This window comes from Luteimonas suaedae (genome assembly GCF_008312895.1).
Lineage (GTDB): Bacteria > Pseudomonadota > Gammaproteobacteria > Xanthomonadales > Xanthomonadaceae > Luteimonas > Luteimonas suaedae.
This window is the reverse complement of the sequence record NZ_VSSP01000012.1, coordinates 69,613-92,978: the sequence shown is the minus strand read 5'-3', so window position 1 is coordinate 92,978 and position 23,366 is coordinate 69,613. Positions and strand designations below refer to the sequence as shown.

21 protein-coding genes are annotated in these 23,366 nt (G+C 69.6%); 12 read left to right on the top strand and 9 right to left on the bottom strand.

Annotated features, from left to right (window positions below):
* Positions 1-17: 17 nt before the first annotated feature.
* The gene (locus FXO19_RS15925) at positions 18-2,171 is read left to right on the top strand and encodes a S46 family peptidase (RefSeq protein ID WP_149196103.1); all 2,154 of its coding nucleotides are present in this window, start codon (positions 18-20) and stop codon (positions 2,169-2,171) included.
* A gap of 315 nt (positions 2,172-2,486) precedes the next feature.
* Here the strand turns inward: FXO19_RS15925 and FXO19_RS15920 are convergent, their stop codons facing one another.
* Positions 2,487-2,705 (bottom strand): DUF6289 family protein, encoded by a 219-nt coding sequence (locus tag FXO19_RS15920; protein WP_149196102.1) that lies wholly within the window; start codon positions 2,703-2,705, stop codon positions 2,487-2,489.
* 72 nt (positions 2,706-2,777) lie between these two features.
* Positions 2,778-3,005, bottom strand: coding sequence for a DUF6289 family protein (locus tag FXO19_RS15915; RefSeq protein WP_149196101.1), 228 nt, complete (start codon positions 3,003-3,005; stop codon positions 2,778-2,780).
* A gap of 269 nt (positions 3,006-3,274) precedes the next feature.
* Here FXO19_RS15915 and FXO19_RS15910 point away from each other — a divergent pair, with 269 nt between their 5' ends.
* The 5 genes from FXO19_RS15910 (at position 3,275) to FXO19_RS15890 (ending at position 8,845) form a co-directional block, all read left to right on the top strand.
* Entirely contained in the window at positions 3,275-3,922 is a 648-nt protein-coding gene (locus FXO19_RS15910) for a histidine phosphatase family protein (protein ID WP_149196100.1), read from the top strand.
* A 60-nt stretch (positions 3,923-3,982) separates the two neighbouring features.
* The gene (gene folC / locus FXO19_RS15905; RefSeq protein ID WP_149196099.1) at positions 3,983-5,260 is read left to right on the top strand and encodes a bifunctional tetrahydrofolate synthase/dihydrofolate synthase; all 1,278 of its coding nucleotides are present in this window, start codon (positions 3,983-3,985) and stop codon (positions 5,258-5,260) included.
* Positions 5,261-5,317: 57 nt separating this feature from the next.
* On the top strand, positions 5,318-6,235 hold the full coding sequence (locus FXO19_RS15900) for an SPOR domain-containing protein (RefSeq protein ID WP_149196098.1): 918 nt from the start codon (positions 5,318-5,320) through the stop codon (positions 6,233-6,235).
* Positions 6,236-6,393: 158 nt separating this feature from the next.
* Positions 6,394-7,866, top strand: coding sequence for an amidophosphoribosyltransferase (gene purF, locus FXO19_RS15895; RefSeq protein WP_149196097.1), 1,473 nt, complete (start codon positions 6,394-6,396; stop codon positions 7,864-7,866).
* A gap of 166 nt (positions 7,867-8,032) precedes the next feature.
* A complete protein-coding gene (locus tag FXO19_RS15890) occupies positions 8,033-8,845 on the top strand; it encodes a ferritin-like domain-containing protein (protein WP_149196096.1) in 813 nt (270 codons plus the stop codon).
* A 133-nt stretch (positions 8,846-8,978) separates the two neighbouring features.
* Here the strand turns inward: FXO19_RS15890 and lpxH are convergent, their stop codons facing one another.
* Positions 8,979-9,710, bottom strand: coding sequence for a UDP-2,3-diacylglucosamine diphosphatase (gene lpxH, locus FXO19_RS15885; RefSeq protein WP_149196095.1), 732 nt, complete (start codon positions 9,708-9,710; stop codon positions 8,979-8,981).
* Between the two features lie 303 nt (positions 9,711-10,013).
* Between lpxH and gltX the strand changes: the two genes are divergently transcribed.
* Both gltX and FXO19_RS15875 read left to right on the top strand, forming a co-directional pair.
* Complete coding sequence (gene gltX, locus FXO19_RS15880) at positions 10,014-11,414, top strand: glutamate--tRNA ligase (RefSeq protein ID WP_149196094.1); 1,401 nt, start codon at positions 10,014-10,016, stop codon at positions 11,412-11,414.
* Positions 11,415-11,606: 192 nt separating this feature from the next.
* Positions 11,607-12,107, top strand: a complete 501-nt coding sequence (locus FXO19_RS15875) for a transcriptional repressor (RefSeq protein ID WP_149196093.1) — start codon at positions 11,607-11,609, stop codon at positions 12,105-12,107.
* Between the two features lie 86 nt (positions 12,108-12,193).
* On the opposite strand, the gene FXO19_RS15870 is transcribed toward FXO19_RS15875, so the two are convergent.
* Positions 12,194-14,392 (bottom strand): TonB-dependent receptor, encoded by a 2,199-nt coding sequence (locus FXO19_RS15870; RefSeq protein WP_149196092.1) that lies wholly within the window; start codon positions 14,390-14,392, stop codon positions 12,194-12,196.
* A 93-nt stretch (positions 14,393-14,485) separates the two neighbouring features.
* On the opposite strand from FXO19_RS15870, the gene FXO19_RS15865 reads away from it, so the two are divergent.
* Positions 14,486-14,881 (top strand): MerC domain-containing protein, encoded by a 396-nt coding sequence (locus tag FXO19_RS15865; protein ID WP_149196091.1) that lies wholly within the window; start codon positions 14,486-14,488, stop codon positions 14,879-14,881.
* A gap of 76 nt (positions 14,882-14,957) precedes the next feature.
* A complete protein-coding gene (locus FXO19_RS15860; protein ID WP_149196090.1) occupies positions 14,958-15,140 on the top strand; it encodes a 30S ribosomal protein THX in 183 nt (60 codons plus the stop codon).
* A gap of 215 nt (positions 15,141-15,355) precedes the next feature.
* Here FXO19_RS15860 and FXO19_RS15855 read toward each other — a convergent pair whose 3' ends face one another.
* Together FXO19_RS15855 and hutI are read right to left on the bottom strand one after the other, a co-directional pair.
* Positions 15,356-16,564 carry a dipeptidase gene (locus tag FXO19_RS15855; RefSeq protein WP_149196089.1) on the bottom strand — a complete coding sequence of 403 codons (1,209 nt, stop codon included), beginning with the start codon at positions 16,562-16,564 and terminating at the stop codon, positions 15,356-15,358.
* A 190-nt stretch (positions 16,565-16,754) separates the two neighbouring features.
* Positions 16,755-17,987 (bottom strand): imidazolonepropionase, encoded by a 1,233-nt coding sequence (hutI, locus tag FXO19_RS15850; protein ID WP_149196088.1) that lies wholly within the window; start codon positions 17,985-17,987, stop codon positions 16,755-16,757.
* Here hutI and FXO19_RS15845 point away from each other — a divergent pair.
* Positions 17,885-19,357 (top strand): formimidoylglutamate deiminase, encoded by a 1,473-nt coding sequence (locus FXO19_RS15845; RefSeq protein WP_425481490.1) that lies wholly within the window; start codon positions 17,885-17,887, stop codon positions 19,355-19,357. The genes hutI and FXO19_RS15845 overlap by 103 nt on opposite strands.
* Positions 19,358-19,512: 155 nt before the next feature.
* Here FXO19_RS15845 and FXO19_RS15840 read toward each other — a convergent pair whose 3' ends face one another.
* Entirely contained in the window at positions 19,513-19,902 is a 390-nt protein-coding gene (locus tag FXO19_RS15840) for an MAPEG family protein (protein ID WP_149196086.1), read from the bottom strand.
* Positions 19,903-20,126: 224 nt separating this feature from the next.
* Here FXO19_RS15840 and FXO19_RS15835 point away from each other — a divergent pair, with 224 nt between their 5' ends.
* On the top strand, positions 20,127-21,299 hold the full coding sequence (locus FXO19_RS15835) for a phosphoglycerate kinase (protein ID WP_149196085.1): 1,173 nt from the start codon (positions 20,127-20,129) through the stop codon (positions 21,297-21,299).
* Between the two features lie 9 nt (positions 21,300-21,308).
* On the opposite strand, the gene FXO19_RS15830 is transcribed toward FXO19_RS15835, so the two are convergent.
* Both FXO19_RS15830 and FXO19_RS15825 read right to left on the bottom strand, forming a co-directional pair.
* A complete protein-coding gene (locus FXO19_RS15830; protein WP_149196084.1) occupies positions 21,309-21,878 on the bottom strand; it encodes a GNAT family N-acetyltransferase in 570 nt (189 codons plus the stop codon).
* A 23-nt stretch (positions 21,879-21,901) separates the two neighbouring features.
* On the bottom strand, positions 21,902-23,203 hold the full coding sequence (locus FXO19_RS15825) for a short-chain fatty acid transporter (protein WP_149196083.1): 1,302 nt from the start codon (positions 23,201-23,203) through the stop codon (positions 21,902-21,904).
* Between the last annotated feature and the right edge of the window lie 163 nt (positions 23,204-23,366).

Here is a 23,366-nt window from a genome sequence, read left to right as displayed (position 1 = left end):
CGCTCCGAGGACACCGCATGCGCCCAATGCCGATCGCCGCCGCACTGCTCCTGGCCGCCGCAGGCCTCGCAAGGGCCGGAGAAGGGATGTGGGTGCCGCAACAGCTGCCGGAGATCGAAGGCCCGCTGAAAAAGGCCGGACTGCGGCTGTCGCCGCAGCAACTGGCCGACCTGCGCGGCGACCCGATGGGGGCGGTAGTCTCCCTCGGCGGCTGCACCGCGAGCTTGGTCTCGCCGCAGGGGCTGGTGGTCACCAACCACCATTGCGCCTACGGCGCGATCCAGCTCAATTCCACGCCCGAGAACAACCTCATGCGCGATGGCTTCAATGCCGCCGCGCGCGAGGACGAGCTGAGCGCCGGCCCGAACGCGCGCATCTACGTGCTCGACTCCATCCTCGACGTCACCGAACAGGTCGAGCGCGCCATCGCGGCGGCACCGGATGCGATCGGGCGGGCACGGGCGCTGGAACACGTCGAGAAGCGGCTGATCGCCAACTGTGAATTCCAGCCGGGGCACCGCTGCCGGCTGTACAGCTTCGCCGGCGGCAACCGCTACCGCCTGTTCCGCAACCTGGAAATCCGCGATGTGCGGCTCGCGTATGCGCCGCCGGGCGGGGTCGGCAACTTCGGCGGCGAAGTCGACAACTGGATGTGGCCGCGCCACACCGGCGATTTCGCCTTCTACCGCGCCTATGTCGGGCCCGACGGCAGCCCCGCCGATTTCGCCGAGGACAATATTCCCTACCAGCCGGCGCGCTGGCTGACGTTCGCCGACCGTCCGCTGCGCGAGGGCGACTTCGTCATGGCCGCGGGGTATCCCGGGTCCACCAGCCGCTATGCGCTGGCGAGCGAGTTCGAGCAGGTCGCGCAGTGGAGCTATCCCACCATCAGCCGCCACTACAAGGCGTTGCTGGCCCTGGTCGAAGCGGAGGGTCGCGAGAACCCCGAGATCGCGGTCAAGTACGCCAGCACCGTCGGCGGATGGAAGAACACCTCGAAGAACTACGATGGACAACTGGAGGGCTTCGCGCGGATCGACGCGACGGCCAGCAAGCGCGTGGAAGAGGCGGCGGTCCTGGCGTGGCTGCGGGAGCAGGACGAGGCCGGGCGCGCGGCGCTCGACGCGCACGCCGAACTGGAGCGGCTGGTCGAGGAAGGCCGCGCCACACGGGAGCGCGACCTGGTGACCGGCCAGTTCCATCGTCTGGGCGCGGTCGGTACGGCGATGACGCTGTACCGCAATGCGATCGAGCGCAGCAATCCCGACGGCGATCGCGAACTCGGCTACCAGGAGCGCGACCAGCCGCGGATCAAGGGCTCGCTGGAGCAGATGGAGCGCCGCTACGACCCGGGGACGGACCGGATCCTGCAGCGCTACTGGCTGCAGCAGTACGTCGCGCTCCCCGAGGAGCAGCGCGACGAGGCGATCGACGCTTGGCTCGGCGGCAGCGACGACGCGGCGATCGAGCGCGTGATCGATGATCTCGCCGCGACCGGCCTGGTCAATCCGGAGGAGCGCATGCGCTGGCTGACCGCCGATCGCGACGCGTTCGAGAACAGCCGCGACCCCGCGATCCGTTACGCGGTGGCGGTGACGCCGTCGATGCTCAAGCAGGAACTGGAGCGCAAGGCCCGTGCCGGCGACGAGCTGCGCGCCCGCCCGCTGTATCTGCAGGCAGTAGCCGACCACCGCCACGTGCAGGGCCGGTTCGTCTATCCCGACGCCAACGGCTCGCTGCGGATCACGTTCGGCAACGTGACCGGCTACACCAAGCTCGACGGCCAGGCGCAGCAGCCGTTCACACGGCTGGAGGAAGTGGCGCAGAAGGCGACCGGCGAGGAGCCGTTCGACGCGCCGCAGGCGCTGCTGGACGCGGTGGAGGCCGGGCGCGACGGCGGCCTGGCCGACCGGCGGCTGCGCACGGTGCCGGTGAACTTCCTCTCCGACCTCGACGTGACCGGGGGCAATTCCGGCTCGCCGGTGCTCGATGCGCGCGGCCGGTTGACCGGCCTGCTGTTCGACATGAACTGGGAGTCGGTGAGCTCCAACTGGGTCTTCGATCCGGCGATGACGCGCACCATCTCGGTGGACCAGCGCTATCTGCGCTGGATCATGCAGGAGGTGTATCCGGCGCCGCGCCTGCTGGAGGAGCTGAACCTGGCGCGCTAGCGCGTATCGACATTCGCTTCCATGTCCCTGACCTTGTAGGAGGGGCTTCAGCCCCGACCCCGGGAACGAGCGAAGCGCAAAAAGATCCACGCACGCAGCTTCCCGACCGGCGCCACGCGCTCCCTGTTTCCTTGCCGCGATCTTCGGCAGGTCGGGGCTGAAGCCCCTCCTACGAAGGTAGGCAGTGGGAGTGAACGTCGATGCAGCCTAAGACCTGTGAACACTTGGCAGGCTAGGCGCCGCATGCGTGCGGCGAATCGCGTACGGAAAACGGCGGCCGTGGGTCGCCGTTTTCGTTTGCCCGATCATGGGCGATCAGGGCCGATGGCAGAACAGTTGCCCGTTGACCACGAAGTTGCTGGTGCGCGTTCCCTCATAGCTGAAGACGCCTTCGCAGCTGACGACGAAGGTGCCGACGACGTTGCCCTGGTCGTCGAGGTAGATGCCCATGTCGCCGTTGCGATGCTTGGCGATCGCCAGTCCGGTGACCAGTGCGGCGGCGAGGCCGAGGCCGATCAGAAGTTGCTTGCGCATGTCGGGGACTCCTGTAGTGGAATGTAGCGAGGTAGTGATCTGTGCCGGAAAGAATGCGGATCTGGCCGCTGTCTAGGTTTCCGGGTCGCAGATGAAATAGCCGTCGGCGTAATTGCGGGTGAACTTGCCCCAGGCTTCCTTGGTACCGTCGCAATGGATGGCTTGATAGCCGACCACGGCACCGTTGTCGTCCAGGTAGTAATAGAACTGGCCGGGACCGGTGGGGCCGACGGCGGCAAAGGCCGCGCCGACCACGACGGATGCCGCCAGAGCCAGGCCCAGGGCGATCTTGTTGCGCATGAGATGTCCCTCCTCGTTGAGATGTGCCGCCGAAACGCGATGGGCGCTGTGCGGCAACATCCATTGTCGAAGCACGAATGGGCGCTTGTCATGAGGAAAACGCCACGCATGCATTGGAGCGTGACGCGGTTCGCGTGGGGGCCGGTCGGACGTCACGCTCGCAGCGCGATCGGTCCGGGCGGCGGGCGGCTGCATCCGGATCCTGACGGTCTGCTACCCTGCGCCGGCCACGGCGTGCCCGCCGGTTATGAAACCAGGGAGACCGGGAAATGAGAATTCTGCTGGCTCGTCACGGCGAAACGCCGTGGAACGCGGAAGGCCGCTACCAGGGGAGGGAGGACATTCCGTTGTCCCCGGTCGGTGAAGCCCAGGCCGAGGCGCTCGGGGCGCGTCTGCGCGACCTGCGGATCGATCGTGCGGTCGCCTCGCCGCTGTCGCGGGCGCAACGCACCGCGCAGCTGGCACTCGGCGCGGCGCGGCATGCCCTGCTGCAGACTGATCCCGGCCTGCTGGAGATCGCACACGGCAGTTGGGAGGGCCTGCTGGCCAGCGAGATCCGCGATCGCGATCCGGATCGCCTGCAGGCCTGGCGCGAGTTCCCCGACAGCGTGCTGATGCCCGACGGCGGCGAGTCGCTGCAGCACGTGTTCGACCGCGCGTGGCCGGCGTTGGCGCGCGCCTGCGACGGGCTCGGTGCCGACGGCACCGTGCTGGTGGTGGCGCACGACGCGGTCAACCGGGTGATCCTGTGCCGCGTGCTGGGCATCCCGTTCGCGCGGCTGTGGACCTTTCGCCAGGCGCCGACCACGCTCAACCTGCTCGAGGGCGACGGCCTCGATACCCTGGAAGTGGTGCGGCTCAACGATTGCGCGCACCATACCCCGCTGTTCGGCGAGGCCGTGCACCGGGCGCTCTGAACGAACGGACGATATCGCGCAGCGGGTTCCGGTCTCCACAACTCCCGACACTCGATCCCAATGCCCCGCACGCTTGCCGACTGGCTCGACTACATCGAGCGCCAACATCCCCGCGAGATAGAGATGGGCCTGGAACGCGTGCGCACCGTCGCCGGGCGGATGCGGCTCGGGCGGCCGGCGCGGAGGGTGATCACCGTCGCCGGCACCAACGGCAAGGGCTCGACCGTCGCCTTCATCGAGGCGATCGCGCGCGCCGCCGGCTGGCGCGTCGGCGCCTACACCTCGCCGCACCTGCTGGCCTACAACGAGCGCGTGCGCATCGACGGGTACGATGCCGACGACGCGGCGCTGGTCGAGGCGTTCGCCGCGGTCGAGGCGGCGCGAAACGGCGCCCCGGCGCTGCCGCTGACCTACTTCGAGTTCGGCACCCTGGCCGCGCTGTGGCGGTTCGCGCGGGAACCGCTCGACCTAGCCCTGCTCGAGGTCGGGCTCGGTGGCCGCCTCGACGCCACCAACCTGGTCGACGCCGACGTGGCGGTGGTCACCACCGTCGACCTCGACCACCAGGACTGGCTGGGCGACGACCGCGAAGCCATCGGCCGCGAGAAGGTCGGCATCGCCCGTGCCTGGAAACCGCTGGTGCTGGGCGAGGACGATCCACCCTCCAGCGTGCTCGGCCATGCCTATGCGATCGGGGCGTCGGCGATCCGCGCCGGCAGCGACTTCTTCTTCGAACCGGTGGATGCCGCGCACTGGCGCTGGCGCGAGGTCGGCTACGCGATCGAGCTGCCCAATCCGCGCCTGGCGGCGCCCTCCCAGCTGCGCAACGCCGCCACCGCGATCGCCGCGCTGCGCGCGCTGCGGCGGCCGCTGCCGAAGGCTGCGCTCGCGCAGGGCGTGGCTTCGGCGCATGTGCCGGGACGGCTGCAGGCGTTCGTCCGCGACGGGGTGGAGGTCGTGGTGGACGTCGGCCACAACCCCCAGGCCGCGCGAGAGCTCGCGGCCTGGCTGCACGGCACCCCGGTGCCTGGACGGACACATGCGGTCTACGCGGCGCTGGCCGACAAGGACATGGCCGGCGTCGTTGCGGCGTTCGATGGCGTGGTGGACGCTTGGCACCTGGCCGGTTTGCCGCAGGCCGGTGCGCGTGGACTCGATGCCGATGCGTTCGCGGCGCGCCTGGCCGGGACCGCCGCCGACGGCGCCGTGCACCATGCCGGGGTCGCGGAGGCGCTGGCCGCGGCGCGCGCCCAGGCGCGCGCCGGGGACCGCATCCTGGTGTTCGGTTCCTTCCATACCGCGGCCGCCGCGCTGGTGGCGTTGCAGGGTGGGCATTAAGAAGTCGCCATGGCATGCGGCGTATAATCCGCACGCCCCCCGTTCGCGAACGAGCCGATGGATTCCGGACTGAAACAGCGCCTGATCGGCGCCGCCGTGCTGGTCGCACTGGCGGTGATCTTCCTGCCGATGCTGGTCAAGGGCCCGGCGCCCGACAGCGGCGTCTCCGACCTGCCGCTGGAGTTGCCGGACGAGCCCCGGGGCGAGACCGTCACCCGTGACCTGCCGCTGCTGGCGCCCGGCGATGCGCCGGAGGGTGGCGCGGTCGGCATGCAGGCGCGAGCGGACGGCAACGAACTGGCGACGGTGGATACCGCCGACGCACCGCACCCGGATGCCGCCGACCTGGCCTCGGAGGTCGAGTCGGCCGAAGCGGAAACCGCAGCCAGGCCGGCATTGCCGGCCGCCACCGCCGACGGCGACTACGCGGTGCATTTCGGCAGCTACGGCAGCAGCGTCAGCGCCGATACCGTGGTCAACCGGCTGCGCAGCGAACAGCTGCCGGCCGAGCACAGCACGGCGACCGTCTCCGGCAAGCAGGTGTGGCGGGTGCGGATCGGTCCGTACGCCACGCGTGCCGAGGCCGAGACGGTACGCCTGCGCGCCGCGCAGGTCGGCAGCAACGACGCGCGCGTGGTTGCGCGCGAGGCGACGCCCACCCGCCCTTCTGCGCCCGTGGCATCGACCACGACGCCCGCGCAGGCTCCGGCGGCGCCGGCAGCACCGGCGGCGGCGCCGGAGGTCGGATTCGTGGTGCAGCTTGGCGCGTTCAGCAATGCGGCCGACGCTGGCGCGCTGCGCGATCGGGTGCGCGGCGCCGGGTTCACGGCGTTCACCGATACCGTCGCCACCGAGAAGGGCACGCTGACCCGGGTCAAGGCTGGCCCGGTGATGAGCCGCGCCGAGGCCGAGCGGCTGAAGACGCAGCTGCAGGGCAAGACCGGGGTCGCGGGCATGGTGCGCTCGCACCCGTAACAGGACGATTGCCAGGCGCCGCGGACGGCGCATGTCGCAGGCCGGGCGACGAAACGCTTGATCCGGCCGGGACAGACCTCGATATAGGGGCCGTCCGACCGAGCGGTGCCGTCGCGGAGCGGCGCGCCGGTCCTCTCCCACAGCAATAGGCGAAACACATGTGCGGCATCGTCGGCATCGTCGGAACCACTGAAGTCGCGGCTGCGCTCTACGACGGCCTGACCGTGCTGCAGCATCGCGGCCAGGATGCGGCCGGCATCGCCACCGCCAGGGGCAACCAGCTGCGCGTGCACAAGGGCAACGGCCTGGTGCGCGACGTGTTCGACGACAAGGCGATGCGCCTGCTGGAGGGCCGCGTCGGCATCGGCCACTGCCGCTATCCCACCGCCGGCAGCGAAGGCCTCGACGAGGCGCAGCCGTTCTACGTCAACTCGCCGTACGGGATCGCGCTCGCCCACAACGGCAACCTGATCAACACCGACGCGCTGCGGCTCGAGGTGTTCGAGGAAGACCGCCGCAACATCAACACCGAGTCGGATTCGGAGGTCTTGCTGAACGTGTTTGCGCACGAGCTCGATCGCGAGCGCACGCTGACCCCGGAAGCCGCGTTCAAGGCGATCGAGGGCGTGCACCGGCGCTCGACCGGAGGTTACGCCGCGGTCGCCACGGTGCTGGGGCTCGGCCTGGTGGCGTTCCGCGACCCGCACGGCATCCGTCCGCTGGTGCTCGGAAAACGCGTCACCGAGGCCGGCGACGAGTACGCGGTGGCGTCGGAGTCGGTGGCGCTGGACATCCTCGGGTTCGAGCGCCTGCGCGATGTCGTGCCGGGCGAGGGCATCGTGGTGACCGCGCGCGGCGAACTGCACAGCCGGCCGTGCGCCGAGCCGCAGCTGCGCGCGCCGTGCATCTTCGAGTACGTCTATTTCGCGCGCCCGGATTCGATGATCGAGGACATCTCGGTGCACAAGGCGCGCATGCGCATGGGCGTGACCCTGGGCGAGAAGATCCTGCGCGAGCGCCCGGACCACGACATCGACGTGGTGATCCCGATCCCCGATACCTCGCGTGATTCGGCGCTGGAACTGGCCAACGTGCTGGACGTGAAGTACCGCGAGGGCTTCATCAAGAACCGCTACGTCGGCCGCACCTTCATCATGGCGGGGCAGGGCGAGCGCGTGAAGTCGGTCAAGCGCAAGCTCAACCCGATCCCGCTGGAGTTCAAGGGACGGGTGGTACTGCTGGTCGACGACTCCATCGTGCGCGGCACCACCTCCAAGCAGATCGTGCAGATGGCGCGCGACGCCGGCGCGCGCAAGGTCTACCTGGCGTCGGCCGCGCCGCCGGTCCGCCACCCGAACATCTACGGCATCGACATGCCGTCCGTGGACGAACTGGTGGCGAACGGCCGCACCGAGAAGGAGATCGAGCAGTTCCTCGGCTGCGACTGGCTGATCTACCAGGATCTCGCCGATCTGGAGATCGCCGTCGCCGGTCCGAAGTTCCCCGGTCGCCGCTTCGACAGTTCCTGCTTCAGCGGCGAGTACGTCACCGGCATCGAGCCGGGCTATTTCGAGCGCCTGCAGCAGCTGCGCTCGGACGAGGCCAAGAAGAAGCGCCGCATGGTGTCATGAGCGGTGCGGAGATCCGGCGCCGTTGTGGGAGCGACGGAAGTCGCGACGGCGGCATGCTTTCGAGCGGCCGCGGTTTGCCGCTGATGCCGCGCCCTCGCTCTTCCTCGCCCCGCACACCCGCAGGCCCGGCGCGGCATGCGCCAAAGCGTCAACAGGCCTTAGCCGCGTGACCGGCGACTCGATCTTCCGACGCGCCCGCGCCTGCCTCGACGCCGCAACGCCCGGGGACAAGGTCGCCGCGACCTTCACCGCTGCGGACGCATTCGCCCGCGGTGAACTGGACGTCGATATCGACGCCCCGCCGCCGGAGCCCATCCGCATGCCCGGGCGCCCCGCTAAGCCGGCGCTGGTGCACCCGCGCGACCTGCCCCGGCGCGGGCTCGGCACGCCCGAGGGGCGCGCCGCGTTCATCCACGCGATCGCCCACATCGAGTTCAATGCCATCGACCTGGCCTGGGACGCCGCCTACCGCTTTCGCGGCCTGCCGCGCGCGTACTACGCCGACTGGGTGTCGATCGCCCGGGACGAGGCGCGTCACTTCTCGCTGCTGCGCGAGCGCCTGCGCGCGCTCGGGTTCGAGTACGGGGACTTCGACGCCCACAATGGCCTGTGGGAGATGGCGGAGAAGACCGCCCACGACGGCCTGGCACGGATGGCGCTGGTGCCCCGGGTGCTGGAAGCGCGCGGGCTCGACGTCACCCCCGGCATGATCGTGAAGCTGCGCGCGCTGGGCGACGAGGAGACCGCCGGCATCCTCGAGGTGATTCTGCGCGAGGAAGTCGCCCACGTCGCCGCGGGCAGCCGCTGGTTCCGCTGGTTCTGCGCGCGCGCCGACGTCGATCCGGAGCCGAAGTTCCGCGCGCTGCTGGCCGAGTACGCGCGTGCCGTGCTGCATGGGCCGTTCAATCTCGACGCACGCAGCGCCGCCGGCTTCAGCGACGCGGAGCTCGATGCATTGCAGCAGCTGTCGCCATCGTAGGAGCGCGCCATGCGCGCGATGCCGCGGGTGGCGCCGGATTCAGTGGATGCCGCGATCCTGGACCGGCAGGCGCGCCGGTCACCGGAATGTGCGGGTGGTGAAATGCCCGCGGCGTCGCGCGCATGGCGCGCTCCTACAACGAAGCGAGCTCGGTGCGGTCGCGGTCGATCCGCAGCACCGACCCCTGCGTGTACCAGTCGCCGAGCACGATGCGCCGGCAGGCACGGCCGTCGACCGTGAGCTCGTGGATGGCGGGGCGATGGGTATGGCCGTGGATCAGGGTGTCGACGCCGAAGCGGGCGAAGGTCTCGGCGACCGTCCGCGGCGAGACGTCGGTGATCGTCTCCATCGTGCCGGCCTCGCGCAGCTCGCCCTGGCGCGCCTGGCTGGAGGCGCGCGCCTGTTGCGCGAAGGCGAGCCGCGCCTGCAGCGGCTGGCTCAGCATGTGCGCCTGCCACTCCGGGTTGCGGGTCTGCGCGCGGAACTGCTGGTAGGCGACATCGTCGGTGCACAGCAGGTCGCCGTGCATCAGCAGCACCGGCTCGTCGTACAGCACGATGACCGCCGGATCGGGCAGGAGGGTCATCCCGGCGCGCTGCGCGTACGCGCGCCCGAGCATGAAATCGCGGTTGCCGTGCATGAAGAACACCGGCACGCCGCCGTCGGACAAGGCTTTCAGCTTCCCGGCGACCAGGGCACCCGCCTCGGACGGGTCGTCGTCGCCGACCCAGGATTCGAACAAGTCGCCGAGGATGTAGAGCGCCTCTGCGCCGCGCGCCTCGTCGTCGAGGAACTCGGCGAACAGGCGGGTGATTTCCGGACGCTCCGGATCGAGGTGCAGGTCGGAGATGAAGAGCGTGGTCATGGCGACATGATAGTGGAGCCGGGAATCGGGAATCGGGAATCGGGAATCGGGAATCGGGAATCGGGAATCGGGAAAAGCATAGCGCCCTTGCTCGTCATCCCGGCGCAGGCCGGGATCCAGTTCGGACGCCGCGAAAAGCAAGATGGATGAACAGCCTCCGGTGTAAAGCTCTTGACCATCTGCGCTGTTGTGAAGCACTTCGGCCTACGCCGGGCTGACGGTTGACAGGCTATCGGCAAACCCGCCGCTGCCTTCCCGATTCCCGAGTTCGCTAAAATACCGCCTTTCCACCGGCTGCCGCCCATGACCGTCCGTACCCGCTTCGCCCCCAGCCCTACCGGCTACCTGCACATCGGCGGCGCGCGTACCGCGCTGTACTGCTGGCTCGAGGCGCGCCGCGCCGGCGGGCAGTTCGTGCTGCGGATCGAGGACACCGACCGCGAGCGCAGCACCCAGCCGGCCATCGATGCCATCCTGCAGGCGATGGACTGGCTCGGCCTGGACTACGACGAGGGTCCGGTCTACCAGACCGCGCGCGTCGACCGCTATCGCGAGGTGGCGGAGCAACTGGTCGCCGCCGGCCTGGCCTATTACGCCTACGAGACCCGGGCCGAACTCGACGCGATGCGCGAGGCGGCGATGGCCGCCGGCGACAAGCCGCGCTACAACGGCGCCTGGCGCGAGCGCACCGACCCGCGCCGCGACGATCCGAACCGCGTCATCCGCCTGAAGAACCCACTCGAGGGCGTCGTCGCCTGGGAGGACAAGGTCAAGGGCCGGATCGAGATCGCCAACAGTGAGCTCGACGACCTGGTGATCCTGCGCCCGGACGGCTATCCCACCTACAACTTCGCCGTGGTGGTCGACGACCTCGACATGCGCATCACCGACGTGGTGCGCGGCGACGACCACGTCAACAACACCCCGCGGCAGATCAACATCTACCGTGCGCTCGGCGCCGAGCCGCCGGCGTTCTCGCACTTGCCGATGATCCTCGACGAGCAGGGTGCCAAGCTGTCCAAGCGCACCGGCGCCGCCGATGTGATGCAGTACCGCGACGCCGGCTACCTGCCGCACGCGCTGCTCAACTACCTGGTGCGGCTGGGCTGGTCGCATGGCGATCAGGAAGTGTTCTCGATCGCGGAGATGCAGCGGCTGTTCGACCTGAAGAACGTCAATGCCAAGGCGGCGCGGCTGGATCCCGACAAGCTCGGCTGGCTGAACCAGCAGTACCTGAAGCAAGACGCCCCGGCGGACGTGGCACGGCACCTGGAATGGCACCTGCGCAATGCCGGCTACGACCTGTCGCAGGGGCCGGCGCCGGCCGACGTGGTACTCGCCCTGCGCGATCGCGTGCAGACGCTGGCCGACATGGCCGAGCGCGCCGCGGTCTGGTATCGCCCGCTCGAGCACTACGACGACAAGGCGGTCGCCAAGCACCTGAAGCCGGAGGCGGGCATGCCGCTGGCCGAGGCCCGTGACCGCCTGTCACGGTTGCCGGCCTGGAGCGCGGAGGAGATCAACACCGCGCTGCACGCCACCGCCGAGGCATTGGGCCTGGGCATGGGCAAGATCGCGCAGCCGCTGCGGGTGGCGATCACCGGCACCCAGGTCAGCCCGGACATCGGCCACACGGTCTACCTGGCCGGCCGCGACCAGGCGCTGAAACGGATCGACGCCGCACTGGCGAAGATCGCGGGCTGAACTTGGCCGGGGCCCGGTACTACGAGCCCTGGCAAGGCGAGGCGCTGCGCGTGGACACCGGCGTCCGGGCTGGAGGCGGCCCTGGCCGCGGTGGTCGCGCGGCTCCCGCCGCAGGGAGTGGAGAGTGAGGGTTGACGCCGTGTTTCGCCGCCGTGGCTTGAGTCGGCGCGGAATCGGCACCATCATCTGGGCATGGCCGCCACGCATGCCTGCACCGATCCCAAGCACCACGTCCATGACGCCGCCGGTTTCGTGGCCGCGGTGGAAGCCGCATGCCGCGACCGCGGCCTGCGGCTGACGCCGATCCGCGCCTACGTGCTTGGCCTCATCGCCGATGCCGGGCGGCCGCTCAAGGCCTACGATCTGCTCGACCAGGTACGCGAGGGCGAAGGCCCGGGCGCCGCCGCGCCGCCGACGGTGTACCGGGCGCTCGACTTCCTGCTCGGCAACGGCTTCATCCACAAGCTGGAGTCGATCAACGCCTTCGTCGCCTGCCACCACCCCAGCAGCCGCCAGCATTCGGTGCCGTTCCTGATCTGCGACAACTGCCAGAGCGCCACCGAACTGGAGGACGAGCGGATCGTCGACCTGCTCGACGACCGGGCCCGCACGCTGGGCTTCGTGCCGCAGGCGCAGACGCTCGAGGTGCATGGGCTGTGCGCCGCGTGCAGCCGCGAGCGGTCTGGGGAATAGCGGTACGGAGTAGCGAGGAACGAGAAACGAGTGAGAGCGAGTGCCGTGCCCTCGTTCCTCGTTTCTAGTTCCTTGTTCCTCGTCAATCAGAAGAACAGCCGCACCCCTGCGGTCACGTTGCGCCCCGGCAGCGGCGCCAGTTCCTTCAGGAACGAGGTATGCGGACGGGCCTCCTCGTCGAGCAGGTTGTTGCCGTCGACGAAGACCTCCCAGGCGTTGCCGCCGGGCGTATCCAGATGCCAGGCCAGGTTGGCGTGCATCAGGGTGTAGCCCGGTGTCTCTTCCTCGTGCTCGGCCACGTCGTCCTGGCTGGCGTAGCGCACCGCGCCCACGCCGGCGCGCCAGTTGCCGTTCCCGGACCGCCAGCGCAGTTCGCCGCCCAGCCGCGCCGGCACGATGCGCGGCAGGTTGCCGTCGAGCGCGATGTCGGCGGTGTAGTCGTGGGTGTGGTCGCCGTGCGGCACCGAGAACGCGACCTGGTGGGTGCCGTCGCCGGCCAGCTTGCCGCGGACCACGTCGCCGAACGTGCGCAGGTCCCAGATGCCGGATTCGTTCTCGACGAACGTCCATTGCAGGTCGACCTCGGCGCCGTTGAAGCGGGCATCGCTCTGGTTCCATACCCGCGCCGGTGTGCCGCCGTCCTCGATGCCGGTGTCGGCGAGATAGACGAAATCGTCGTAGCGCACGTGATACAGCGACGCGCCGAGCCGCAGCGGGCCGCGGTGCCAGTGCACGCCGATCTCCGCGCGGTTCGCGGTCTCGACGTCGAGGTCCGGATTGCCGAACTCGAAGCTCTGCGTCGCCACGTGCAGGCCATTGGAGTACAGCACCTCGGCGGTCGGCGAGCGCTGGGCGCGGTCGAGGCCGAAGGACAGGTGGAAGTCCTCGCTGAAGTTCCAGCGCGCCGCGGCCGACAGGCTGGTGGCGCCGAAATCGCGTGACGGTCCGATCGCTTCGCCTTCGTCGACGTCGATGCGGTTGTGGTCGTGGCGCGCGCCGAGTTCGAGATCGAACGCGCCGAACGTGCGCTCGCCGATCCAGAACAGGCCGATGTCGCGCGACTCCGAGGCCGGCACGAAGGCTTCATCGCCGATCGCACGGAAGTCGCGGCGCGAGCCCTGTACGCCGAAGGCGCCGCTCCAGCCGGCCCAGCCCTCGTGCACCAGTTCCACCCGCCCCTCGAGGCTGTCGTTGTCGAAGACGGTGCCGATCTCGTGGCCTTCGTACTCGGTGTGGGTGTAGTCGTTGCGGGCGAGCTTGACGCGCAGGCTGTCGAAAGCGCCCAGATCGTCTAGGCCGCCGCGGATCTCGCTGCGGCGCTGGTCCATGACGATGTGGACGGCATCCTCCGCATGGCCTTCTTCGTCCTCGTGCTCGTCCTCGTCGTGTCCGTGCTCTTCATGTCCGTGGGCATGGCCCGGTACGCCGTAGCGGGTGTTGAACAGGCTGTAGCCGACGCCGATGAAGCCGCGGTCGCCGACATACGACACGCCCAGGGCGCCGCTGTCGGTGCGCACGAAGCTGTTCGGCAGCACGCCATGGACCTGCTCCTCTTCCTCGTGTTCTTCCTCCTCGCCTTCGTGTTCCTCGTGGGCGTGCTCGCTTTCGGCGAAGCCGGGGATGTCGTAGTCGCCGGTCTCGCGATGCAGCGCGTCGAAGTGGAACACCACCCGGCCCGAGGCCGAGGTGCCGTCGAGACGCACCATGCCGGTCTTCTCGTCGTTGACGCTGCCCGCGCGCAACTCCGCGCGGCCTTCCAGCGGTTGCGCGGTCGCGGCTTCCGGGATGCGGCCGTCGACCACGTTCACCGCGCCGCCGATCGCGCCGCTGCCGTAGAGCAGCGTGGACGGACCTTTCAGGACTTCGATCTGGTTGGCGAGGAAGGGCTCGATGCTGACGGCGTGGTCGACGCTGACCGTCGATACGTCGCCCGAGGCCAGGCCGTCGCTGAGCACCTGCACGCGCGCGCCGTCGAGACCGCGGATGACCGGGCGGCCGACGCCGGGGCCGAAATAGGACGACTGCACGCCGGGCAGGCGCGAAACCGTCTCGCCGAGTGAATTCGCCTTGGCCTCGTCCAGCCGCTCACCCGCCAGCACCTCGACCGGGCGTGTCAGATCCTCGGCGGTGCGGGGCAGGGGGGTGGCCCGGACCACGATCGCGGACAGGTCCTTGACCTCGTCGTGGCGCGGGTCATCCTGGGCCGCCTGCACGGGCGGGGCCAGGCAGGCGAGCAACGCGAGCGGGAGGACTGCGGGGCGGAAACGGGCGGTCGAGTGGGGCATCGGCTTCTTCACGTCGGATGGGGGAGGCAATAGAGCTGGACAACGGCGATGATGTTATAATGTTTCAACTTGGACCGATATCCCCCGGAAGTCATGCGCACATCAGGATCCGCTCTCCGTCAGGCCGACCGCGTCGGGCTTACCGCATCATTCGTGTGCGCCGTGCACTGCGCGCTGCTGCCGGTGGCGCTGGCGCTGCTGCCCGCGCTCGGCCTCAACTTTGGCGGCTGGATCGATTTCGACCAGGCGTTCGTGGTGTTCGCCACCTTGCTCGGACTGACCACGATGAGCCTGGGCTACCGCCGCCATCGCGCATTCAGGGCCTGGGCGCTGCTGCTGCCAGGGCTGGCGCTGGTGTGGCTGGGCGCGTTCTCGTCTCTGCATGACCATACCCTCGGCCACGCCGTGATCATGGTCGCCGGTGGACTGCTGCTGGCCGGCGCGCACCTGCTCAACCTGCGCCTGAGCCATGCCCACGGCGGTCGCTGACCGGGGCGCATGCTACGATTTGCGGTCTCGCGCGCCGTCTCGGTGCGCCGCAATTTTCGAGAATCAGGAGCATCCGATGGGTAAGGGCGATCGCAAGACCCTCAAGGGCAAGCGCTACAACTCCAGCTATGGCAAGTCCCGCGCGCACGCGGTGAAGAAGACCGCGACGGCGACCCAGGCGCCGGTGACCAAGAAGACGGTGGTCAAGGCGCCGGCGAAGAAGGCGGTGGCGAAGAAGACGGTGGTCAAGCCGGAATAAGCGCCGCACCCGCGGCGAATGAAAAGCCCCGCCCGTGCGGGGCTTTTTCGTTTGTCACGGATGGACGCGGACAACACTCGTCAGGCAATGCCGCCGGCGGGCGTCCGATCCACCTGATCCGCGCTCATCCGCGCCAATCCGCGGCAAGAATGTTGTCACGTTGACAGGAAGGTATCCGCCCGAAGGTCTGCCAAATCCCCGGTCACATCTGCCGATCAGCGCGGCCCCGCGCCGGCCTCGATCTCGGTCCAGACCCGCAGCAGGTTGCCGCCGAGGATCTTGCGGATGTCGGCATCGGAATGGCCGCGCGCCTGCAGGCCGGCGACCAGGTTGGGATAGTCGGCGACGGTGCGCAGCGTGTCCGGCAGGTTGCCGCCGACCCCGTCGTAGTCCGAGCCGATGCCGACGTGGTCGACACCGACCAGCGCCACCGCATGGTCGACCTGGTCGAGCACCGCGTCGATCGTCGTCGACGGCATGGGATGGTCCGCATCCCATTGCGCCTCGAACGCCTGCCGGTCCTGCGCCGGTTGCCCCGCTGCTTCGAGCTCCGCCTTGCGGCGGTCGAAGTCGTACACGGCGCGGAAATAGTCCTGCGTATTCTGCGCCGCCTCCGGGTTGACGAAGGCGGTGCCGAACGGGATCTGGATCACGCCACCCTTCGCCGCGATCGCCTGCGCCAGCTCGTCGCTGAGGTTGCGTTCGAAGCCCGGGGTGAAGTGGCGCAGCGCCGAATGGCTGGCGATCACCGGCACCGTGCTGCGTTCGACCGTCTGGCGCACCGCGTCGTCCGACAGGTGCGAGACGTCGACCATGATGCCGAGCCGGTTCATTTCCGCGACCACTTCGCGGCCGAACGGGCTGAGTCCGTTCCAGCGCTTCTGCAGCGTGTAGGACGAGTCGGAGATGCGGTTGTTGGCGCTGTGGGCGAGGGTGATGTAGCGGACGCCGCGATCGAAGAAGCGCTGCAGTTCGCCGAGGTCGTCGCCGATCGGTGCCCCGTTCTCCATGCCCAGCGCCAGCAGCACGCGGCCGCCTTCGCGCAACGCATCGACATCGCCGGGCGAGCGCAGGATCGCGAACTTGTCCGGGTGCCTGGCGGCGAGCGCCTCGACCGCATCGATCTGCATGTGCGCGGCCTGCCAGGCCGTGCCGTCGTCATCGCGCTTGGCCGAGGTGTAGATCGACATGAAGGCGACATCAAGGCCGCCGGCGCGCGCGCGCGGATAATCGAATTCGCGGTCGGGTGCTTCGACGCCGAGGTCGGCCCACTTGTCCATCAGGATGCCGGGGGCGTCGATGTGGGTGTCGACGATGATCGCGTCCTGCGCCAGCCGGCGCGCGGCTTCGGACGGCTCCTGTGCGGATGCGGCGGTGGCGAACGTCAAAGCGCAGCAGAACAGGGCAAAGGCGGACGGGCGCATGGGACCTCCTGAAGGCGGATGAACGTAGGAGCGCGCCATGCGCGCGATGCCGCGGACCAATCGCCGCCGGCGACTCCGGTGACCGGGTGCTTGCTGGTCCAGAATCGCGGCATTCTCCGGACCCTGCCGACACCCGCGGCATCGCGCGCATGGCGCGCTCCTACCGAATGGGAGCGGGCCGACAGGCGCATCATGCCACGCGCTTGCCGCGGGCATAGACGGCGCTGGCCAGTCGCCCACCGAGCCAGTAGCACAGCTCCGCCGGCCGCGCGATCGCCCAGTGCACGAAGTCGGCGCGCATGCCCGGTCGCAGCACCCCGCGATCGTCGCACCCCAGCGCGCGCGCGGCATTGACGGTCGTGCCGCGCAGCGCTTCCTCCGGCGTCAGCCGGAAGTGCGTGCACGTCAGCTGCATCGCCTGGCGCAGCGACAGCAGCGGCGAGGTGCCGGGATTGCAGTCGGTGGCGACCGCCATCGGCACGCGGTGCGCGCGAAAGGCGTCCAGCGGCGGCAGCCGGGTTTCGCGCAGCACGTGGAAGGCGCCCGGCAGCAGCACCGCCACCGTGCCGGCCTCCGCCATGGCATGCACGCCGGCATCGGAGGTGTATTCGACATGGTCGGCGGACAGGCCGCCGAACTCCGCCACCAGCGCCGCACCCGCGCCGTCGCTGAGCTGGTCCGCATGCAGCTTGACCGGCAGGCTGAGCGCGCGCGCGGCCTCGAAGACGCGCCGCGTCTGCGCGCTATTGAAACCGATGCGCTCGGCGAAGGCGTCCACCGCGTCGACCAGGCCCTCGGCGTGCAGTCGCGGCAGCCATTCGATCACGGCGTCGATGTAGGCATCGGCGCGGCCGGCGTATTCCGGCGGCAGCGCGTGCGCGGCGAGATAGGTGGTGAAGACGCCGATGCCGAGTTCGTCGCCGATGCGCCGCGCCACGCGCAGCATCTTGCGTTCGCCGTCGAAGTCCAGGCCATAGCCGGACTTGATCTCCAGCGTGGTGGCGCCGTCGGCGACCAGCGCGCGCGCGCGCGGCAGCGACTGCGCCAGCAGCGCCTCCTCGTCGGCTTCGCGCACGGCGCGGACGCTGGAGAGGATGCCGCCGCCGTTGCAGGCGATCTCTTCGTAGCCGACGCCTTGCAGGCGCTGCTCGAACTCGGCCGCGCGGTCGCCCGCGAATACGAGATGGGTGTGGCAGTCGACCAGTCCGGGCGTGATCCAGCCGCCGCCGGCATCGACCACCGCGCCCGACAGGGCATTCGGGTCCGCCGGCAGTGCGGCGCGCGGTCCGGCGTGGACGATCGTGCCGTCGCGCCAGCCGAGTGCCGCGTCGCCGATCTCGCCGTAACCGTCGTGGCCGTCGAGGGTCGCCAGCGATACGCCGACGATCAGTCCGTCCCAGGGAGCCTGCCGCGGATCGTTCATGCGGCCGATTGTACGGGAGCGTCCATGCGCGCCGGCGCCATCCCGCGGCGGGCGTCCGCCAAGGGATCGCCACCGGCCGGCCGTCGCGCCACAATGCCGCCATGAACGATCCCATCACGCGCGTCCCCGGCGGCTGGCGCCTGCCCGGCATTCCCAACCTGCATTCGCATGCCTTCCAGCGCGCGATGGCCGGGCTGGCCGAGCGCCGCGCCGATCCATCCCGCGACGGCAGCGCCGCCCGCAACGGCCATGACAGTTTCTGGACCTGGCGCGAGACCATGTACCGCTTCGCCGCCCGGATGACGCCCGAGACCACGCGTGCGGTCGCGGCGCAGCTGTACGTGGAGATGCTCGAGGCCGGCTACACCAGCGTCTGTGAATTCCACTATCTGCACCACCAGCCGGACGGTCGCCCCTATGCGCCCGCGGATGCGATGTCGGCGGCGCTGATGGAGGCCGCGCACGAGACCGGCATCCGCCTGACCCTGCTGCCGGTGCTGTACATGACCGGCGGCTTCGACGGCCGGCCGCTGTCGGAGCGGCAGCGGCGCTTCGGCCACGAGGTGGACGCATTCCTGCGGCTGGTGGACATGCTGCGCGCGCGCGAGGGCGACGACCTGCGCGTCGGTGTCGCCTTCCACAGCTTGCGCGCGGTGCCCGAGGCGGCGATGCATGCGGTGCTGGCCGCGCTGCCCGCGGATCTGCCCATCCACATCCACATCGCCGAACAGGTGGGCGAGGTGCAGGACTGCCTGGCGGTACGCGATGCGCGGCCGGTCGAATGGCTGTACGACCATGTCGATGTCGACGCGCGCTGGACCCTGGTGCACGCCACCCACCTGACGCCGGCCGAGACCGCGCGTATCGCCGCCAGCGGCGCCACGGTCGCGCTGTGCCCGACCACCGAGGCCAACCTCGGCGACGGCCTGTTTCCGCTGCGGGCCTATCTCGATGCAGGCGGGCGCTGGGGCATCGGTTCGGATTCGCACATCTCGATCTCGCCGGTCGAGGAACTGCGCTGGCTCGAGTACGGCCAGCGGCTGGCCACGGGGCACCGCAACATCGCCGTGGCGGGCGGCAGCGGCAGCAGCAGCGTCGGCGAGACGCTGTTGCGTGGTGCGCTGGCCGGCGGCCTGCACGCGACCGGGTTCGGCGCCACCGACGACAGCGTCGTGCTCGATGCCGAGGCGCCGATCCTCGCCGGCGCCACCGCCGGCGATGCCGCCGATCGCTGGATCTTCAGCGGCAATCGGCCGCTGGTGCACGAAACCCGTGTCGCCGGAAAGCAGCTGGTAAGCGAGGGACGTCACCTCCGGCGCGATGCCGTCGCCGCACGTTACGTCGAGGCGATACGCATTCTGCTGGCCTGACGCCGCCGCATCCCCGGCTCGGCAGGCACGCACAGCGCGCCATGCGCGGTTGCCCGATGGGTCGCCGTTGCCGCAGGTCGGCGCTCTCGTGCACCAGCACCGCGCCGGCACCGCGCGCTCTGCAGGTCACCGGTGTGTGCAACCCTCGAATGCGCTCAACACAAGGCCCAGAGCAGCTGCAGGATGCCCCACAGCGACACCGCCCACACCAGCGAGCGCAGGTACGGCACCCCGAAGGCGTACAGCGGTACGTAGGCCAGGCGCGCCCAGAAATAGAGCTGCGCGCCGAGCACGCTTGCCGCGCTGGTGCTGTCGGTGACGGCCACGGCGAGTGCGGCGGCGGCGAAGAAGGGGAAGGTCTCGAGGAAGTTGCGCATCGCGCGATCCAGGCGCGCCGCCACCCCGGTCAGCGGCGCCGGCTGGCCGTCGCGCGCGCTGGCGTTCCACTTCAAGCCGCGTTGCCGGGTCATCGCCACGGCCGCGAGCAGCAACTGCACGATGCCCAGCACGATAGCCCAGGCCAGCATCTGGATCTCGGTCGGCATGACGATTCTCCGATGGGTGCGTCCAGCCTAGCAGGAGAACGGGCCGGCGGTGCACTGCCGCAGCGGCGCCGGCCTTCGCCGTGCTTTCATTTGAAAGCGGTCACGCTCTGCCGCGACAATGGCCGTCCCGCCGGATCAGGTTGGGCGATCCGAAGCCGGCGCCGTGCCACCACGGGCGGCACGAAGCCAGTGAATCATTTCCGTGCAATCAAGGCATTGAATCCATGACGATCCTCCGCATGACCGATCTCGACCTCACCGGCAAGCGCGTGCTGATAAGGCAGGACCTCAACGTGCCGATCGAAGACGGCAGGATCACCTCGGAACAGCGCATCGTGGCATCGCTGCCGACGCTCGAGCGCGCGCTGGAGCAGGGTGCCGCGGTGATGGTGATGTCCCATCTCGGGCGGCCGAAGGAGGGCGAGTGGAGCGCGGAGAATTCGCTGCAGCCGGTGGCCGAACGGCTCGCCGCGCTGCTGCGCAAGAACGTGCCGCTGGTGCGCGACTGGGTCGACGGCGTCGAGGTGAAGCCGGGCGCGATCGTGCTGCTCGAGAACTGCCGCATGAACGTCGGCGAGAAGGCCGATGACGAGGCGCTGGCGAAGCGGTACGCCGCGCTGTGCGACGTGTTCGTCATGGACGCATTCGGCACCGCGCATCGTGCCCAGGCCTCGACCCACGGCGTGATCCGCTTCGCCGGACAGGCCGCGGGCGGGCCGCTGCTGATGGCCGAGCTCGACGCCCTGGCCAAGGCGCTGGACGAACCGGCACGGCCGCTGCTGGCGATCGTCGCCGGCAGCAAGGTCTCGACCAAGCTGGAGCTGCTCGGCAACCTGGTCGGCAAGGTCGACCAGTTGATCGTCGGCGGCGGCATCGCCAACACCTTCCTCGCCGCCGAGGGCAAGGCCGTCGGCAAGTCGCTGCACGAGGCCGACCTGCTGGAAACCGCCCGCAAGATCCTCGCCGACGCCAAGTCCCGCGGCGCCGAGATCCCGATGCCGGACGACGTGGTGGTGGCCAAGCAGTTCCACCCCGAGGCGGAGGCGAGCGTGAAGGCGGTGGACGAGGTCGCCGACGACGACCTGATCCTCGACATCGGCCCGCGCACCGCCGATCGCTACGCCCGCATGGTCGCGCAGGCCGGCACCGTGGTCTGGAACGGCCCCGTCGGCGTGTTCGAGTTCGACGCGTTCGGCCACGGCACCGAAGCCCTGGCGCGGGCGATCGCCGCGTCCAAGGCGTTCTCGATCGCCGGCGGCGGCGACACCCTCGCTGCGGTCGAGAAGTACGGCATTGCCGACGACGTCGGCTACATCTCCACCGGCGGCGGCGCCTTCCTGGAGTTCCTGGAGGGCAAGACCCTGCCGGCGGTGGCGGCGCTGGAGGCGCGCGCATGAACGCACCGATCACGTCTGCTGCGCGCGTCTGTGCCAATCCTCCTGCAGCAGGCCGTAGAGCGCCGTATCGGTGATCTCGCCGGCTACCAGCCAGCGCTGGCGCAGCAGTCCTTCGCGGACGAAGCCTATGCGTTCCACCAGCCTGCACGAGCCTTGGTTGCGCGGATCGATGTCCGCCTCGATGCGGCGCAATCGCAGCGCGTCGAAAGCGTATTCGATGGCCAACCGCATGGCTTCCTGCGCATAGCCCCGACCCCAGTGCGCGGACTGCAGGGCATAGCCGATTTCAGCGCGTCGTTGCGCGCCGTCGATCGAGAACAGCGTCAACCCGCCGATCAAGGCGTCATCGGCGCCGGCCACGGCCCAGGCATGGGTGCCGTCGACGCCCGGCGACAGCAACGCGGCGGCAAACCGGTCGCGCGCCTGCGCAATGTCCGTCCAGGCGGGGAAGCTCCAGTAGCGCATCGCCTCGGGATCGGAATACAGCGCGAAGAAGGCGGCCAGGTCGTCCTCGCGATGCGGGCGCAGACGGATCCGCGGGCCCTGCAGCGTCGGCAAGGGAGATCGTTTTTCGGTCATGTCCGTTCCGTCCTGGAATGCGTTCACAGCAGCAGCAACCCCAGCCCGATCACCACGCCGGTGACGAACAGCTGGATCAGGCAGAAGCCCATGATGTCCTTCGCCCTGAGCCCGGCGATGGCCAGCATCGGCAGCGCCCAGAATAGCTGGATCAGATTGGTCCAGGCATCGCCCCAGGCGACGCCCATCGCCACCCGGCCGATATCCGCGCCCAGCGCTTCGGCGGCGGGAATCATGATCGGCGCCTGCACCGCCCATTGCCCGCCGCCGGAGGGCACGAAGATGTTGAGCGCGCCGCCGGCGATGAAGCTCCAGAACGGCAATGTGTCGGCATCGGCGAACGAGACGAATGCCTGCGAGATGCCGGCCGCCAGCCCCGACTCGGTCATGATCGCCATGATGCCGGCATAGAATGGAAACTGGATTGCGATCCCGGCGCCGCCCTTGATCGCCTCGTGCAGGCTGGCCAGCAGCCGCCGCGGCGTGCCGTGCAGCAGTATCGCCAGCATCAGGAACCCATAGTTGACGATGTCGAGGTTGAGCCCGCCGCCGCCGATGAAATGGTCGACCAGAAAGCCCACGCCGGCCAGCCCGGTCAGCCACGACAGCATGCGGCCGTTTTCCAGGCGATCGGCGGGGCTGGCGGCAATGCCGGGCGTCGGCGCCGGTGCGTCCTCCGGCCGGTGGTACACGCTCTCGTCGGCCGGGGGCAGCATCAGCCGGTTGACCAGCGGGACCACCACGAACAGCGCCGCGACGATCGCCAGGTTGTAGAACGCGAACACCGTCTGCGAGGTCGGGATCACGCCGATCCGTTCGGCCATGAAGTGACCCTCGGTGGCGATGGTCAGCGGCACCGAGCCGGCCAGTCCGCCGTGCCAGACCACGAAGCCGGAGTACGCGCTGGCCACCAGCAGGCGGTAGTCCACGCGCACCAGGCGCGCCAGCTCGCGCGCGAACAGTGCGCCGACCACCAGCCCGAAGCCCCAGTTGATCCAACTCGCGGTCAGCGACACCAGGCTGACCAGCAGCACCGCGCTGCCGGCGCCGCGGGCCAGGCGTGCCAGTCGCTGCAGCAGCGCCTGCACCGGCGGCGTGCTCGCCAGCATGAAGCCGGTGACCAGCACCAGCAGCATCTGCATCGAGAACGACAGCAGCTCCCAGAAGCCGCCGCCCCAGTACCGCAACAGCGCCAGGGGCGGAGTGCGTTCGACCAGCAGCGCGGCGGCGGCCGCCACCAGCGTCAGCAGCAGCACGAAGACGTAGGAGTCGGGCAGGTAACGCTCGACCAGGCGGACGGCGGGGCGGGAGATGCGGTTGAGCATGGGCGTGCCTGCGGTTGCCTGCGATGGGGATCCCGGCACGGACCGTAGCCGATTCCGGCGCCGATGACCCGTGGACATTGGTTGCAGATGCAACCCGACCGCCATCGTGCTGCCGTCGATCCAAAGCCGCTTTGTGCTAGTTTTCCCAGCTTGCCGAAGGGGA

Coding starts and splice junctions, on each gene's coding strand:
- hutI (WP_149196088.1), bottom strand. CDS start 17,987: ATGAACGATCCGCGGCAGGCTCCCTGGGACGGACTGATCGTCGGCGTA.
- FXO19_RS15830 (WP_149196084.1), bottom strand. CDS start 21,878: ATGACCGAAAAACGATCTCCCTTGCCGACGCTGCAGGGCCCGCGGATC.
- FXO19_RS15840 (WP_149196086.1), bottom strand. CDS start 19,902: ATGCCGACCGAGATCCAGATGCTGGCCTGGGCTATCGTGCTGGGCATC.
- lpxH (WP_149196095.1), bottom strand. CDS start 9,710: ATGACCACGCTCTTCATCTCCGACCTGCACCTCGATCCGGAGCGTCCG.
- gltX (WP_149196094.1), top strand. CDS start 10,014: ATGACCGTCCGTACCCGCTTCGCCCCCAGCCCTACCGGCTACCTGCAC.
- FXO19_RS15865 (WP_149196091.1), top strand. CDS start 14,486: ATGCGCACATCAGGATCCGCTCTCCGTCAGGCCGACCGCGTCGGGCTT.
- FXO19_RS15920 (WP_149196102.1), bottom strand. CDS start 2,705: ATGCGCAAGCAACTTCTGATCGGCCTCGGCCTCGCCGCCGCACTGGTC.
- FXO19_RS15825 (WP_149196083.1), bottom strand. CDS start 23,203: ATGCTCAACCGCATCTCCCGCCCCGCCGTCCGCCTGGTCGAGCGTTAC.
- FXO19_RS15910 (WP_149196100.1), top strand. CDS start 3,275: ATGAGAATTCTGCTGGCTCGTCACGGCGAAACGCCGTGGAACGCGGAA.
- FXO19_RS15875 (WP_149196093.1), top strand. CDS start 11,607: ATGGCCGCCACGCATGCCTGCACCGATCCCAAGCACCACGTCCATGAC.
- folC (WP_149196099.1), top strand. CDS start 3,983: ATGCCCCGCACGCTTGCCGACTGGCTCGACTACATCGAGCGCCAACAT.
- FXO19_RS15925 (WP_149196103.1), top strand. CDS start 18: ATGCGCCCAATGCCGATCGCCGCCGCACTGCTCCTGGCCGCCGCAGGC.
- FXO19_RS15900 (WP_149196098.1), top strand. CDS start 5,318: ATGGATTCCGGACTGAAACAGCGCCTGATCGGCGCCGCCGTGCTGGTC.
- purF (WP_149196097.1), top strand. CDS start 6,394: ATGTGCGGCATCGTCGGCATCGTCGGAACCACTGAAGTCGCGGCTGCG.
- FXO19_RS15915 (WP_149196101.1), bottom strand. CDS start 3,005: ATGCGCAACAAGATCGCCCTGGGCCTGGCTCTGGCGGCATCCGTCGTG.
- FXO19_RS15855 (WP_149196089.1), bottom strand. CDS start 16,564: ATGCGCCCGTCCGCCTTTGCCCTGTTCTGCTGCGCTTTGACGTTCGCC.
- FXO19_RS15870 (WP_149196092.1), bottom strand. CDS start 14,392: ATGCCCCACTCGACCGCCCGTTTCCGCCCCGCAGTCCTCCCGCTCGCG.
- FXO19_RS15835 (WP_149196085.1), top strand. CDS start 20,127: ATGACGATCCTCCGCATGACCGATCTCGACCTCACCGGCAAGCGCGTG.
- FXO19_RS15860 (WP_149196090.1), top strand. CDS start 14,958: ATGGGTAAGGGCGATCGCAAGACCCTCAAGGGCAAGCGCTACAACTCC.